The organism is Streptomyces turgidiscabies Car8, assembly GCF_000331005.1.
In the GTDB taxonomy this organism is placed as follows: Bacteria; Actinomycetota; Actinomycetes; order Streptomycetales; family Streptomycetaceae; genus Streptomyces; species Streptomyces turgidiscabies.
The window spans coordinates 1-12933 of the sequence record NZ_AEJB01000456.1 but is presented as its reverse complement, the minus strand read 5'-3'; the positions used below and the strand labels follow the sequence as shown (position 1 = coordinate 12933).

At 69.4% G+C, this 12933-nt stretch carries 17 protein-coding genes; 10 read left to right on the top strand and 7 right to left on the bottom strand.

All coding sequences use genetic code 11. From position 1 onward, the window contains the following. The first annotated feature begins 168 nt into the window (after positions 1 to 168). Together STRTUCAR8_RS33115 and STRTUCAR8_RS33110 are read left to right on the top strand one after the other, a co-directional pair. On the top strand, positions 169 to 684 hold the full coding sequence (locus STRTUCAR8_RS33115) for a DUF6817 domain-containing protein (protein ID WP_006380588.1): 516 nt from the start codon (positions 169 to 171) through the stop codon (positions 682 to 684). A 200-nt stretch (positions 685 to 884) separates the two neighbouring features. Next, entirely contained in the window at positions 885 to 2045 is a 1161-nt protein-coding gene (locus tag STRTUCAR8_RS33110) for a N(5)-(carboxyethyl)ornithine synthase (protein ID WP_044473326.1), read from the top strand. Positions 2046 to 2053: 8 nt separating this feature from the next. Here the strand turns inward: STRTUCAR8_RS33110 and STRTUCAR8_RS33105 are convergent, their stop codons facing one another. Further along, positions 2054 to 2554: a hypothetical protein gene (locus STRTUCAR8_RS33105; protein ID WP_006380576.1), complete on the bottom strand. Its 501-nt coding sequence runs from the start codon at positions 2552 to 2554 to the stop codon at positions 2054 to 2056. Between the two features lie 170 nt (positions 2555 to 2724). Here STRTUCAR8_RS33105 and STRTUCAR8_RS33100 point away from each other — a divergent pair, with 170 nt between their 5' ends. Together STRTUCAR8_RS33100 and STRTUCAR8_RS33095 are read left to right on the top strand one after the other, a co-directional pair. Next, positions 2725 to 3990 (top strand): sensor histidine kinase, encoded by a 1266-nt coding sequence (locus STRTUCAR8_RS33100; protein ID WP_006380577.1) that lies wholly within the window; start codon positions 2725 to 2727, stop codon positions 3988 to 3990. Further along, the gene (locus tag STRTUCAR8_RS33095) at positions 3978 to 4628 is read left to right on the top strand and encodes a response regulator transcription factor (protein ID WP_006380581.1); all 651 of its coding nucleotides are present in this window, start codon (positions 3978 to 3980) and stop codon (positions 4626 to 4628) included. The genes STRTUCAR8_RS33100 and STRTUCAR8_RS33095 overlap by 13 nt, the downstream gene beginning before the upstream one ends. A 46-nt stretch (positions 4629 to 4674) precedes the next feature. Here the strand turns inward: STRTUCAR8_RS33095 and STRTUCAR8_RS33090 are convergent, their stop codons facing one another. The 3 genes from STRTUCAR8_RS33090 to STRTUCAR8_RS33080 all read right to left on the bottom strand — a co-directional run bounded on the left by STRTUCAR8_RS33090 (position 4675) and on the right by STRTUCAR8_RS33080 (position 5957). Further along, positions 4675 to 5157, bottom strand: a complete 483-nt coding sequence (locus STRTUCAR8_RS33090; RefSeq protein WP_006380579.1) for a hypothetical protein — start codon at positions 5155 to 5157, stop codon at positions 4675 to 4677. Positions 5158 to 5220: 63 nt separating this feature from the next. Further along, positions 5221 to 5463 (bottom strand): DUF397 domain-containing protein, encoded by a 243-nt coding sequence (locus tag STRTUCAR8_RS33085; protein WP_006380584.1) that lies wholly within the window; start codon positions 5461 to 5463, stop codon positions 5221 to 5223. Next, complete coding sequence (locus tag STRTUCAR8_RS33080) at positions 5460 to 5957, bottom strand: DUF5753 domain-containing protein (RefSeq protein ID WP_006380582.1); 498 nt, start codon at positions 5955 to 5957, stop codon at positions 5460 to 5462. Before STRTUCAR8_RS33080 ends, STRTUCAR8_RS33085 begins: the two co-directional genes overlap by 4 nt. Before the next feature lie 52 nt (positions 5958 to 6009). Here STRTUCAR8_RS33080 and STRTUCAR8_RS33075 point away from each other — a divergent pair, with 52 nt between their 5' ends. Together STRTUCAR8_RS33075 and STRTUCAR8_RS33070 are read left to right on the top strand one after the other, a co-directional pair. Beyond that, positions 6010 to 6297 carry a transposase gene (locus tag STRTUCAR8_RS33075; RefSeq protein WP_006375510.1) on the top strand — a complete coding sequence of 96 codons (288 nt, stop codon included), beginning with the start codon at positions 6010 to 6012 and terminating at the stop codon, positions 6295 to 6297. A gap of 2 nt (positions 6298 to 6299) precedes the next feature. Next, positions 6300 to 7205, top strand: coding sequence for an IS3 family transposase (locus STRTUCAR8_RS33070; protein ID WP_006375503.1), 906 nt, complete (start codon positions 6300 to 6302; stop codon positions 7203 to 7205). On the opposite strand, the gene STRTUCAR8_RS33065 is transcribed toward STRTUCAR8_RS33070, so the two are convergent. Then, positions 7122 to 7691 (bottom strand): helix-turn-helix domain-containing protein, encoded by a 570-nt coding sequence (locus STRTUCAR8_RS33065; protein ID WP_234372707.1) that lies wholly within the window; start codon positions 7689 to 7691, stop codon positions 7122 to 7124. The genes STRTUCAR8_RS33070 and STRTUCAR8_RS33065 overlap by 84 nt on opposite strands. Before the next feature lie 45 nt (positions 7692 to 7736). Here STRTUCAR8_RS33065 and STRTUCAR8_RS33060 point away from each other — a divergent pair, with 45 nt between their 5' ends. Both STRTUCAR8_RS33060 and STRTUCAR8_RS33055 read left to right on the top strand, forming a co-directional pair. After that, positions 7737 to 8228 carry an ATP-binding protein gene (locus STRTUCAR8_RS33060; protein WP_006380586.1) on the top strand — a complete coding sequence of 164 codons (492 nt, stop codon included), beginning with the start codon at positions 7737 to 7739 and terminating at the stop codon, positions 8226 to 8228. Continuing rightward, positions 8225 to 8428, top strand: a complete 204-nt coding sequence (locus STRTUCAR8_RS33055) for a hypothetical protein (protein WP_006380583.1) — start codon at positions 8225 to 8227, stop codon at positions 8426 to 8428. Before STRTUCAR8_RS33060 ends, STRTUCAR8_RS33055 begins: the two co-directional genes overlap by 4 nt. Before the next feature lie 380 nt (positions 8429 to 8808). Here the strand turns inward: STRTUCAR8_RS33055 and STRTUCAR8_RS33050 are convergent, their stop codons facing one another. Continuing rightward, positions 8809 to 9360, bottom strand: a complete 552-nt coding sequence (locus tag STRTUCAR8_RS33050) for a YciI family protein (RefSeq protein ID WP_006380585.1) — start codon at positions 9358 to 9360, stop codon at positions 8809 to 8811. A 74-nt stretch (positions 9361 to 9434) separates the two neighbouring features. Here STRTUCAR8_RS33050 and kstD point away from each other — a divergent pair, with 74 nt between their 5' ends. Together kstD and STRTUCAR8_RS33040 are read left to right on the top strand one after the other, a co-directional pair. Next, complete coding sequence (kstD, locus tag STRTUCAR8_RS33045) at positions 9435 to 11222, top strand: 3-oxosteroid 1-dehydrogenase (RefSeq protein WP_044473322.1); 1788 nt, start codon at positions 9435 to 9437, stop codon at positions 11220 to 11222. Between the two features lie 165 nt (positions 11223 to 11387). Next, positions 11388 to 12134, top strand: a complete 747-nt coding sequence (locus tag STRTUCAR8_RS33040) for a DsbA family protein (protein WP_086025830.1) — start codon at positions 11388 to 11390, stop codon at positions 12132 to 12134. Positions 12135 to 12285: 151 nt separating this feature from the next. Here STRTUCAR8_RS33040 and STRTUCAR8_RS33035 read toward each other — a convergent pair. Then, positions 12286 to 12933, bottom strand: a 648-nt coding sequence (locus tag STRTUCAR8_RS33035; protein ID WP_006380575.1) for a class I SAM-dependent methyltransferase, incomplete at its 5' end; no start/stop codon positions are given.

Genomic DNA, 12933 nt, shown 5'->3' with positions numbered 1-12933 from the left:
AACCCGTCCCGCGCCCCCGCCGGGGTCCGGACCAAGGGGTGGGGAGCGGACGGGTGCCGACCTTTCGCGCACCGAGAGGACGCCACCCCCATGTCCGCTTCCCTTCCCTCTCCCTCACCCCCCTCTCCCTCCCCTCCCGCTGTCGTCCCGTCCACGGCAGCCCAAACCGTGGGATTCCTACGGCAGTTGGGCGCCGAACAGATTGGGCACCCCGGTGGGACGCTGCTCGCCCACCTCTGCCGGGTCTACCGGCTGCTCGCCGCCTGGGAGGCCCGGCCGGCCCTCCGCCTGGCGGGCCTCTGCCACGCCGCCTACGGCACCGACGGCTTCCCCACCGCCCTGCTCTCCCTCGACCGTCGCGCCGAACTGGCGAGGGTGATCGGCCCGGAGGCGGAGGAGATCGTCCACGTCTACGCCGCCATGAACCGCAAGGCCACCTATCCGGGCCTGGCCGACCCGAACGCGCCGTTCTACGACCGTTTCACCGGTGGCGCCCGGCCCGTGAACCGGAGCCGCCGCGAGGACCTCGCCGAGCTGACCGCCGCGAACGAACTCGACCTGGCCCGCGTGAACCCGGTGTTCCGCGCACAGTGGGGCCCGGACCTGCTCGCCCTCTTCACCGGCTTCCGGCCCCTGCTGAGCGGACAGGCGTGGGAGGACGTGGAGGCGACACTGAGTCGCTGAGACCGGCGGTCACTTTCACCGTATTAGCGGTAACTTATGGTGATACGTAAGGATGTCCCGAGAAGTAGGGGGTTGTGCGCCGGACCGAGTACGGTGGCGGTACCGAGCGCACTTCGCACGCCGTCATCCGTTTCGGCGTCGCCCTCGGGGAACGGCAATGCCGGATCGCCTCGCGTCCGGCCGGAAAGAAGCCGCCCCACATGAGCCTGATGACTCTCGGAGTACTCGCCTCCTCGCACAAGGAGAACGAGTTCCGCCTGCCCCTGCACCCCCGCCACCTCGACCGAATCGCCTCCGACCTGCGCGAGAAGATCTTCCTCGAACAGGGCTACGGCGAGCGGTTCGGCGTCTCCGACGACGCGCTGAGCCCCCTCGTGGCCGGGCTGCGCACCCGCGAGCAGCTTCTCGCCGAGTGCGACGTCATGCTGCTGCCCAAGCCGACGCACGACGACGTCGCCGAGCTGCGCGAGGGCCAGGTGCTGTGGGGATGGCCGCACTGCGTGCAGGACCAGAAGATGACCCAGCTCGCCATCGACCGACGGCTGACCCTGATCGCCTGGGAAGCCATGAACCACTGGACCTCGACGGGCGCCTTCAGCGTCCATGTGTTCCACAAGAACAACGAGCTGGCCGGCTACTGCTCGGTGCTGCACGCCCTCCAGCTCGGCGGCCTGACCGGCCACTACGGCCGCCGCCTGCGCGCGGTGGTCATCAGCTTCGGTGCCACGGCGCGCGGCGCGGTCACGGGACTGGGCGCCATGGGGGTCACCGACGTCACGGTGCTCACCCAGCGTGCCGCCGCGGCCGTGGCCTCGCCGATGCCGTCTGTCGTGATGGCCCACTTCGAGGAGCAGGAGGACGACCCGTCGCGCCTCCAGGCATCGACCCCGACAGGTCCCGTGCCGCTGGCGGAGTACCTGGCCGGGTTCGACATCATCGTCAACTGCGTCCTGCAGGACACCGACGCACCGCTCACGTTCGTCACCGACGAGGAACTCGCCCGGTTCCGGCCGGGGACCTTCTTCGTCGACGTCTCCTGCGACGAGGGCATGGGCTTCGGGTGGGCCCGCCCGACCACGTTCGGTGAGCCCATGTTCACGGTGGGGCCGGGCTGCCACTACTACGCGGTCGACCACAGCCCGTCCCACCTGTGGAACTCCGCCACCTGGGAGATCAGCGAGGCGCTCCTGCCGTATCTGCGCAAGGTCATGAAGGGCCCGGCGGCCTGGGACGCCGACGTCACGCTGAGGAAGGCGATCGAGATCCGCGACGGCGTCGTCCAGAACCCGAAGATCCTGTCCTTCCAGCACCGGTCAGCCACCTATCCCCACGCGCCTTCGCCGAGCTCGGCAGCCTGCTAGCGCCGGAGCTAGGCCGGGGCCGGCGCCGGGGCCGGCGCCCGGACCGCCAGCCACGCGCACAGTGCGGCCAGTGGCAGTTCCGCACAGAGTGCCATCGCTGCCGCCATGACGAGGTCGCTCCCCGCGGCCGCGGTCGTGGTGTCGAACCAGGCGTCGACCACGAGCAGGGTGGCGGCCGCGGTGGCCGCCAAGGGATACCGCCGGTCGCCACGGGTGGCGAGGACGCCGGTGGCGACCAGGCAGACCGCCTCAAGCGCGTCGAGGCCCACCCAGGTGACCGGCCAGTGCGTGACGGTCACGGTGTCCGGCAGACCGGTCGCCAGTACGTACAGCCACGGCAGCAGAACGAGCCCGCACGCGACCAGCAGCCACCCGGCCCGACCGACCAGCCGCGCCCCCGGCGAAGCCTCCTCCTCCTCCTGCTCACCCGCACCCGCACCCTCACCCGCACTCTCGTCCTCGCCGCTTACGACTGCGAACTCCCCAGTGTGTGAGGCAAGTTGACGCATGCTCTCGCTCCCCTTCCCGCGTGCTCCTCGCTTACGGCCTCCAGCCTCCGTCGCGCGCCCAGGCGTCGTCAGTCACGCAGATATCCGTCTTGGGGGTGGAGAAAAGTGCACCCCGGAGCCGGGCGCAGGCGTCATGGCCCGGCGGTGGCCGGCGGCTCTACTGTTCGGGCATGCACTACAGAGCGTGGCAACCGGGCCTTCTGCGGCGGCCGTTCGGGGGCGCCGGCCGTGCCACCGCGTTCCACTGTGTCGGCATCGCGATCCAGTTCGGCGTGCTGCTGGTCCTGGCGCTGCCGTGGATCTACTTCGTGCCGACGGCGCTGTGGGCCGTGACGGTGGCCGTCGTGGTGCCGTCTGCCGCCGTGGTGTTCGTCGGCCCGCTGCTCACCCGGGCGCAGCGGGCACGTTTCCGCGACCGGCTGGGCGTGGTCGTCCCGACGCCCGCAGGTCTGGCGGAGCGGCCCGGACCGCATGGCATCCGGCAATGGCTGCGCTCGCCGCCGGGCCGCCGCAGCTTGCGCTACCACCTGCTCGTCGGCCCGCTGTGCGCGCTCGGCGGCCTGCTGGTACTCGCGCTGTGGGCGGCGGGAGCTGTCGCGGCCTCCATCTACGTGTGGCTCTGGGTGACCCCGTGGCAGTGGGCGGAGGACGCGGGCTACTCGGTCGAGGCGGCGTACGTCACCGTCGTAGGCGTCGCCCTGCTCTATGCGACCGCCTGGCTGGCGAACGGGCTGGCCCGCCGGGACACCCGCGCGGCGATGGCGCTGCTCGGGCCGAGTCATGAGGAGGAACTGACCCGACGGGTGGCGGACCTCGCCGAGAGCCGCGCAGGCGTGGTCGATGCGGCTGACGCCGAGCGGCGGCGGATCGAGCGTGACCTGCACGACGGGGTGCAGCAACGGCTGGTCGCGCTCGCCGTCAACCTCGGCCTCGCCAAGGCCACCCTGGGTGATCTGCCGGAGGACGCTCGGAAGGTGATCGACGAGGCGCACCGCGAGGCGAAGGAGGCGATCTCGGAGCTGAACGACCTGGTACGCGGCCTGCATCCGGCGGTTCTGGAGGACCGCGGTCTCGACGCCGCCCTATCCGGAGTCGCCGCCCGACTCCCCATACCGGTGTGCCTGTCCGTGAGTCTGGAGCGGCGCCCGTCGCCCACTGTCGAGGCGGTCGCGTACTTCGTGGTCTCCGAGACCCTGACAAACGTGGTCAAGCACGCCCGGGCTTCGAAGGCGGACGTGACCGTCGAGCAGACGAGGGGGACACTGGTGGTCGCCGTCGCGGACGACGGGGTGGGAGGCGCGGACCCCTCGGGTGCCTCGGGCACCGGGCTCGCGGGACTCGCCAAGCGCGTCGCGTCCGTCGACGGTACGTTCTCCTGCCGCAGCCCTGTCGGGGGCCCGACCGTCGTCACCGTGGAGCTGCCGTGCGCGCCGTGATCGCCGAGGATTCCGTCCTGCTGCGGATCGGGGTGGTCAAGGTGCTGGAGATGGCCGGCTTCGAGGTGTGCGCCGAGGCGGCCGACGCGGCGGGGCTGCTCGCGGCGGTCGAGGAGCACCGGCCGGATCTTGCCGTGGTCGATGTCCGTATGCCGCCCGGTTTCACCGACGAGGGCGTACGAGCCGCCCTCGTGATCCGCCGGCAGTGGCCGGACACCTCCGTCCTGTTGCTGTCGCAGTACGTGGAGGAGCGGTACGCGACCGATCTCCTCGCCGCGAACACGTCCGGCGTCGGCTACCTGCTCAAGCAACGGATCGCCGACGTCGAGGAGTTCGCGGAGTCGGCACGCAGGGTCGCGGCCGGCGGCACCGCGTTGGACCCACAGGTCGTCGCCCAACTTCTGATACGTCGCCACAGCGATCCGCTCGACCGGCTGACCCCGCGCGAACGCGAGGTGCTGGCGCTGATGGCGGGAGGCCGGTCCAACTCCGGGATCGCGGCCGAACTCGTGGTGAGCGACAGCGCGGTCGCCAAGCACATCAACAGCATCTTCACCAAGCTCGACCTGCCCAAGGCAGACGCCGACCACCGCCGAGTTCTGGCTGTCCTGCGCCTGCTCGGCGTCGCGAACACCTAGCGCCGCGACCACCGATCCGGGGTACGGGTGGCGCCGGGTGCGTTGGTCACTGCCCGGCGGACACCGACCAACGCACCCCGGAGGTACCGGTGACGTGGATGTACGACGCGTCCGGGTCCGCCTCGCTGACCTCGGTCTCGTTGTAGCTGGCGGCGACCTTGCCGTCCGCACACTCCTCGGTGAAGGTCATACCGCGATAGGGAACCTCGACCGTCACGGTGCCCTTTCCTTCGCAGTTCAGGGCGATCCCGAGGGTTCCCTTACGCAGTCCGCCCTTGACTGGGATGACCCGGCCGAACTGCCCGTTGGCGAACGAGGCGATGGTCTTCCGGCCGATCTTCGGAGCCTCGGTGACGGTGTCGCCGTTGGGCTCCTCAACGTCGGCGGCGGGGTTGGCGGAGGCGGTGGGCTTGGATGTGACCGGGGCCGAGGTCTTCGGGCCGTTGCCGTCGCTGGAGCAGGCGGTGCCGGTCAGCAGTACCGCCGCGCAGATCGCTGCCGCTGTGGCGGCGCGGGTGATCGTGGTCATGTCCCGATCATCACCGCCGTAGACCCCCGGAAATCCACCCCGGCCGCGTACGCAGCACAGCTGTTACACAGAGGCCTGACGGAGGAAGGCGGACCAGGTGGTGGGGGAGAGGGTGAGGTGCCCTCCGGTGGGGTTCTTGGAATCGCGGAGGTGGATGGCGTGGGGGCAGGTGGCGACCTCTACGCAGTCGCCGCCCCCGCCGCTGCTGCGGCTGGACTTGCGCCAGGTGTAGGCGACTTCGAGGCACTGGCCGCCCTCGCCATCGCTGTAGGTCGACTTGAACCAGCTCAACTGCTCTATGGTCATGGCTTTTCCAGCATCTTCTCGATCAGGGCCAGGGATTCGCATGGAGTTAGCGCCTGCGCTCGGATGATCCCATAACGGGCGGCAAGGATGCGGACCTCTTCTCGGTCGGTGATCAGCTTCGGGTACCCCTGGACCTCCATATACCCCACCTGCTCTTTCCTCTTGGGGATAAGCAAGGTGAACGAGCCACCCAGACCAGGATGTTCGTGGCGTCCGGTCGGCATTACCTGCAGCTGCACGTTCCGCATGCGACCAACGTGCAGCAACTGCTGTAACTGTCCTGCGTACACATCGGGTCCGCCGATGGGTCGCTCAACCACCGCCTGCTCCATCACGAAGCTGCACTCCGCCGGTGGCCACCGCTCGAAGAGCTGCTGTCGCGAGAGGCGGTCGGCCACGAGCTTCTCGATCGTCGCCTCATCGTGCGGTGGGTGCCGTTGCGTGAAGACTGCCCTTGCATAGTCCTCCGTCTGCAACAGCCCGAGCACGCCCATTGTCCCTCCCCTCGTAGCGTGAAGACCCTGACTGCAGGGGAAGTTGGGAGTCATGGCGGAGAAGCGACGGAAGTTCGATCCGGAGTTCCGTGAGGGGGCCGTACGGATCGTCACGGAGACCGGCAAAACGATCGCGGAGGTCGCCGAGGATCTGGGGATCAACGAGGCCACCCTGGCGAGCTGGGTCTCCCGCGCCCGTCGGGCAGGGACCGTACCGGCTGGCGGGAGCGACGAGTTGGAGCGGTTGCGACGGGAGAATGCCCAGCTCAGGCGGGACAACAAGGAGCTGGGCATGGAGCGTGATGTCCTCAAACGCTGCATGGTCCTGTGGGTGAAGTAGCCGTGGCGGACCCGGCGTCCGTCGTCGGGGTGATCAGCGACTTCAGGACCGAGCACGGCATTTCGCACCGCGTCTCCTGCCGCGCCCTGGGCGTGAGCGAGTCGTGGTTCTACAAGCACCGCATCCGCCGACCTACCCGGCGTGAGCTGCGCAGACAGCACCTGATCGAAGCGGTGGAGGAGGAGTTCGACACTTCCGGCGGCACCTACGGCTCGCCGAAGATCTGGATCAGGCTGGTGAGGCAGGGCTGGCGGGTCTCGGTGAACACCATCGCGAAGATCATGGCCGAGCTCGGCCTGGTCGCACGGAAGGTGTGCAGACGGCGGGGGCTGACCCGGCCGGGCAAGCGGCCGGCCGCCCCGGACTTCGTACGGCGGGACTTCACCGCCGAGGCACCCGACCTGGTCTGGTGCGGGGACATGACGGAGATCGGGACCGGCGAGGGCAAGCTCTACCTGGCCACGGTCATCGACCTGTTCTCCCGCCGCCTGCTCGGGTATGCGATGGGTGCCCGTCACGATGCCGAACTGGTGGTGGCCGCCCTGCACATGGCCGTGGCGACCCGCGGCGGGGACGTGCGCGGCGTCATTTTCCACACGGACCGCGGCAGCGAGTACGGCTCTCGGAGGTTCCGCCGAGCCTGCCGCCGGCTGGGCGTCTTCCAGTCCATGGGCCGGGTCGGCTCGTGCTTCGACAACGCCGTCAGCGAGGCATTCAACAGCGTGCTGAAGGTCGAGTACGTCCACCGACACACCTTCGCCACACGCACCGAGGCCCGGATCCGGATCGCGACCTGGATCACCGACTTCTACAACAGCCGTCGGCTACACAGCGTGTGTGGCTTCGAGAGCCCGATCGACTACGAACATAGCTATCAGGCCAGCCTCACCGAGGAACTGGCTGCATAGGAAGGTCTCCACAAATCGAGGGGATTGACACATCGTGCTGTAGTCGTGCAGCGAGACGGCCACTTTCTCCAGATTGGCGTAGCCCTGATACCACTCGGGATGACGAGTCCGTACCTTCTTCATCGCCTCCTCGACCTCAGGGATCGCCTGCTCCAACAGGCCACCCGCGTTGAGGAGTTCGTCCGCCTTCCTCAGTAGATCGGGCCTCGTGATCCGCACCCCGCGCTCCATCGCGGAGATGGCATCCGGCCCGTACCCCACCATCTCTCCGAACTGCCTCTGCGTCAGCCCAGCCCGTTCCCGCAGACGCTTGAGCATCTTGCCCAGGGCCGTGAACAACCCCGTCGTACCGTCTTCCTCAGCCGGAGTCTCCGGCTTTCGCTCGGCATCCTCAGTCACGTACGCCACCGCCCTCACCTCGTCGTGGTCACGGCCGACAACCCGTACCCCTGACCCACCGCACCCGTACGGATACCCGGAGTCCACCGTCGCCCCTGGTCAGGGTAGGACGAACCGGCCACGCTCAGTGACGTGAACTCACAAATCTCCACCCCCCTCCCCGCCCCGACCGACGAACTGACCCAGCGCCTCAGCTGCACCCCGCGATGCGCCCGCCTCGCCAGACGCCTCACCGCCCAGCAACTCGCCGAGTGGGGATACCCGCACGACAGCGACGCGAACGACACCGCACAGCACGTCGTCGCCGAACTCGCCGCGAACGCCGTCACGCACGGCCGCGTACCGGGGCGGGACTTCGAACTCCGCCTCCTGCTGCTCCCGGAGGCCACCTTGCGTATCGAGGTGAGCGATACGCGGGGTGACCGGCGACTGCGCATGGTGCCCCGGTGGGAGATCGACGAGTCCGGCAGGGGCCTGATGATCGTGTCGGTGCTCGCCCGTACGTGGGGCGTGGCGGAGCGGGAGGTCGGCAAGACGGTGTGGGCGGAACTCCCGCTCACCATGGGTTCGAGAACAGGCGAGTTGGGTCTGCGTAACATCTCAGAATGGAGCCAGACCGAGTGACAGACGAGGCCGCCGAGTACCACTGTCTATGGGATGGTTCCGAGGCGGGCTGGGTTGTCCTGCGGACGGAGGTTGCGCTGGGTGCCATCTACAACATCAACACGCGCATGGCCCTCCTCGTCGAGGACAACGCTGTGTACGCACGGGTGATTGAGCTGATGCGCACGCACGAACGTCCGTTTCTGGACTCCCTCCCGTAGCGGACGCGGTGGTTGTCGCCCTCTGGCGGCTGACGAGGCGGACAGGTTCGAGGAGTTGAAGACGGCCGGCAGTGTGGTCTTGCAGGAGTACGGCTGCGGCTTCTCCACCCTGCTGGTGCTCGCCGGTCCGCCGGCCGGCACGGTGTGGTGGGACGGGCGGGCGACCTGCGACCGGATCGTCCCCCTGTCCCTGGATCACGTCGACGGTGCCCGGCCGATCCACTTCGGAGAATGGCTCAGGCATGGCTCCTGGGCCCTGCTGCCACCGGACTGGGGGCCGCGTCACCCACCGGTCCCTCTCATGCCTGGTCAGCCTGCCCCCGGCGACAACCTGAGCACTGGGGTTCTGACCACGGGGGCGACCGCTTGGAAGCGTGCGCTCAAGAACGCCCCCCGAACTGCCAGTTGTGCACCTCGATGCCCGCATAGCGCTCCGGGGTCGAGAGGACAGCGCGGGCCGTGACCGGGTCCGGTGCCCGGAGGAGCGCCGCCGTGCCGAGCCAGGTGTCGCCGTCGTCGGACAGCAGGGGCCCGTAGGCGATCAGGTCGTCACTGATGGGCGGCAGGGCAAGATCGGTCGCCTCACCGCTGCCGAGGCCGATCACCAGGTACCCGTCGCCGTCGGTCGGGCCGCCGGGGAACTCCCACATCGTGCGGCCCAGCGTGTTGCGCCACCGGCGGAGCAGCACGTCACGGTAGACGCCGGCCTGGTAGCCCGGCTCGTCGAAGGCGAACGCGCGGGCGGCGGCGGTGTCCGGCAGGTCGAGGATGTGCACGCTGCCCGTGGCGGTTTCGCGGTCGTCGGTGAGGGTCGGGCCGCGGGCGATCATCTCCTTGGCGTACCCGTCCATGTACGACCAGTGGTCTTCGAGCAGTTCGTCGCGCAGGGCCCCGGAATCGGCGCGGTCGCGGTGGTAGCAGAGAAACTCCATACACGAAGACCTACCAGGTTCCGCGGGTGCATGGCGCTTGACTTCACAAGACCCAAGTACGACATTCCCGCCCCATGAACCCAGAAGTGGACTCAACCAGACGTACTGAACTTCCTTCCAGGCGAGGCGTGTTGGCCGGTGCCGCCGCAGCGGGTGTTGCCGTCGGGGTGGGTACGGGCACGGCCCAGGCCGCAGCCCTCGCCCCGCCGCCCCTCCTCGGGACGTACGACGTCGTGGTCGTCGGGGCGGGGGCCGCCGGGATGACCGCCGCGCTGACCGCCGCCAAGCAGGGGCTGACCTGCGTCGTCGTCGAGAAGGCGCCCACCTTCGGCGGGTCCGCCGCCCGTTCGGGTGCCGGGATCTGGATCCCCAACAACCCTGTGATCCTGGCGGCCGGGGTACCGGACACCCCCGCCAAGGCCGCCGCCTACCTCGCGGCCGTCGTCGGACCGGATGTCCCCGCCTCCCGCCAGCAGGCCTTCCTCGCCCACGGGCCCGCGATGCTCTCCTTCGTCATGGCGAACAGCCCGCTCCGTTTCCGCTGGATGGAGGGATACAGCGACTACTACCCGGAGTTGCCCGGCGGCCTGCCCAACGGCCGTTCCATAGAGCCCGATCAGCTCGACGGAAACGTCCTGGGCGCCGAACTCGCCCACCTCAACCCGCCCTACCTCGCTGTCCCTTCGGGCATGGTCGTGTTCAGCGCCGACTACAAGTGGCTGGCCCTCGCCGCGGTGAACGTGAAGGGCGCCGCCGTCGCCGTCGAGTGTCTGGCGCGCGGTACGAAGGCGGCCCTCAAGGGGCAGACCCCGCTCACCATGGGGCAGGCCCTCGCGGGCGGACTCCGTGCGGGGCTGGCGTCGGCAGGAGTGCCCGTCTGGCTCAACACCCCGCTCACGGACCTCTACTTGGAGTCCGGAGCGGTCACCGGAGCCGTCGTCACACGCAACGGCGCCGCCGGTCTCCTCCGTGCCCGGCGCGGCGTGATCGTCGGCTCGGGCGGCTTCGAGCACAACGCGGCGATGCGTGCCCAGTACCAGCAGCAGCCCATCGGTACGGAGTGGACGGTCGGCGCGAAGGAGAACACGGGGGACGGGATCCGGGCGGGCGAGCGGGCCGGTGGTTCCCTCGCCCTGATGGAGGACGCCTGGTGGGGTCCCGCGATCCCGCTCCCCGGCGACCCGTACTTCTGCCTGGCCGAACGCACCCTCCCCGGCGGCCTGTTGGTCAACGCGGCGGGCTCCCGTTTCGTCAACGAGGCCGGCCCCTACAGTGACGTCGTCCACACCATGTACGAGCGGAACGGCACCGACCCGGACATCCCGGCCTGGCTGATCGTCGACCAGAACTACCGCAACCGCTACCTCTTCAAGGACGTCACCCCGACCTTCGTACTCCCGGCCGACTGGTACAACTCCGGTGCCGTGTACAAGGCGTGGACGGTCGACGCCCTGGCGTCCGCCACAGGTGTCCCGGCCGCTGCCCTCCGTACGACCGTCAGCCGCTTCAACTCCCTTGCCCTGAACGGCGACGACACGGACTTCGGGCGCGGCGACAGCGCGTACGACCACTACTACACGGACCCGGCGGTCCTCCCGAACTCCTGCCTGGCGCCCCTGTGGCTACCCCCGTACTACGCCTTCCGGATCGTCCCCGGCGACCTCGGCACCAAGGGCGGCCTGCGGACGGATGCCCGGGCACGGGTACTGCGGGCCGACGGTACGGCGATCCCCGGCCTGTACGCCGCCGGCAACGCCAGCGCCGCCGTCATGGGCCACAGCTACGCGGGTGCGGGCTCGACGATCGGCCCGGCGATGACGTTCGGGTATGTGGCGGCACTGGCGGCGGCGGGGGCGATCTGAGGGAGGAGGCCCTCAGCCGAACCGTGGCCCGCACCGATATGCCTGTGCGTTCCGCATGAACATGCCCTAGGGTCACGCTGATTGCTGGGGAGGCAACAGGTGCGTGTGAGGCACGGGGGGCGGTTCGCCGCGTCGAGAAGGACGACGGCGGTCGCGGGAGTGGCCATGGCCGTAGTAGGCATGGCGTTCGTCGCGGGATGCGGGCAGAGGTACGGGGATCCGGAGCCGTACGACACGTTGGCGCAGGTTCCGGAGAAGCTCGCGGTGAGCGGGACGACCATCACGGTCGGCGACCCGACAGCCGAGGTGACCGTGCACATGTACGAGGACATGCGCTGCCCGGTCTGTGAGGAGTTCGAGACGACCGGAGCCGGCCCGGAACTCCAGGACGCCGTGCTGCGCCGGGAGGTGAAGGCCGAGTACACCCTGGCCTCCTTCCTCGACGACAGGATGGGCGGGAGCGGCTCGAAGAAGGCGGCCAACGCGCTCAGGGCGGCCCTGGAGGTCGGCAGGTTCGCCGAGTACCACGACGTGCTGTACGCCAACCAGCCCGAGGAGGCGGTCGACGGGTTCACGGACACCCGCCTCCTCCAACTGGCCCAGAAGGTCGACGGGTTGCGCACCCCCGCCTTCGAGTCGGCGGTGAAGACGATGAAGTACCGCTCCTTCGTCACCGCCTCCGAGAGAGCGTACGAACGCGTCGGCACGGCGGAGGAACGGAGTCAGGGACAGGGCCCGGGCACACCCACCGCCGTGATCAACGACGTCCAGGTTCCCCAAGAGATCAGCGGGGTGCTGTACGACCCGAAGCTCTTCGCCGAGCTGTTGCAGGTGATCCAGGACCGCCCCGGAGAGTGGCAGTCGTACAAGGACTACAAGCCTCTTCCGGACCCCGAGGACTACGGATACTGAGCCAGTCGCTCTGACCGTCCCCGACCTCGGCCACGACCGGCCCCTGACCTGGACCGTCAGCAACGGCGCGCTGCGGATCGACGTCCCCGTGGCGGCCCGGGAAGCCGGGCAGCACGCCTGGGTCTTCAAGGTGCGCTGGAACTCCTGACCCTCACACTCTGCGGGCCATCAGGAACGCGTGCGCGGAGGTCTCCCCGGCCTCCTCGTACGCAGCCCGTACGGTCTGCGACGTGAGGGTGAACCCGGCCTCCGTCAGCAGTTCGGCGATCCGCTCGGGCCGGCGCCGCTGGAAGGTCATGGACACGGGGCGTCCGAAGGGCTGGTCGTGGTGCTTGTGCACGTCCCCCGCCTGGAAGCCCAGCAGCAGTTGCCCGCCCGGCGCCAGTACCCGACGGAACTCGGCGAAGAGGGCGGGCAGTTGACCGGCCGGGGTGTGGATGCTCGAGTACCAGGAGACGACCCCGGCGAGCGTTCCGTCGGCGAGGTCCAGCTCCAGCATCGAGCCCTGCTCGAACCGGATCCCCGGATGCTCCCGCCGGGCCACCGCGAGCATCGACGCCGACACGTCCAGCCCGAACACCGACAGCCCGAGCGAGTCGAGGAACCCGGTGACCCATCCCGGCCCGCACCCGAGGTCGGCGACCTGGCCGCCGACTGCACCCCGGTCCGCTGAACCCCGTACGAACTCGGCGTACGCGGTGAGCACGGCCCGCTCCAGCGGCTGGGCGGCGAGCCCGGAACGGTAGCGGTCGAAGTAGTCCTCGGCGATGGCGTCGTAGAAGACGCGGGTGGCGGCGAC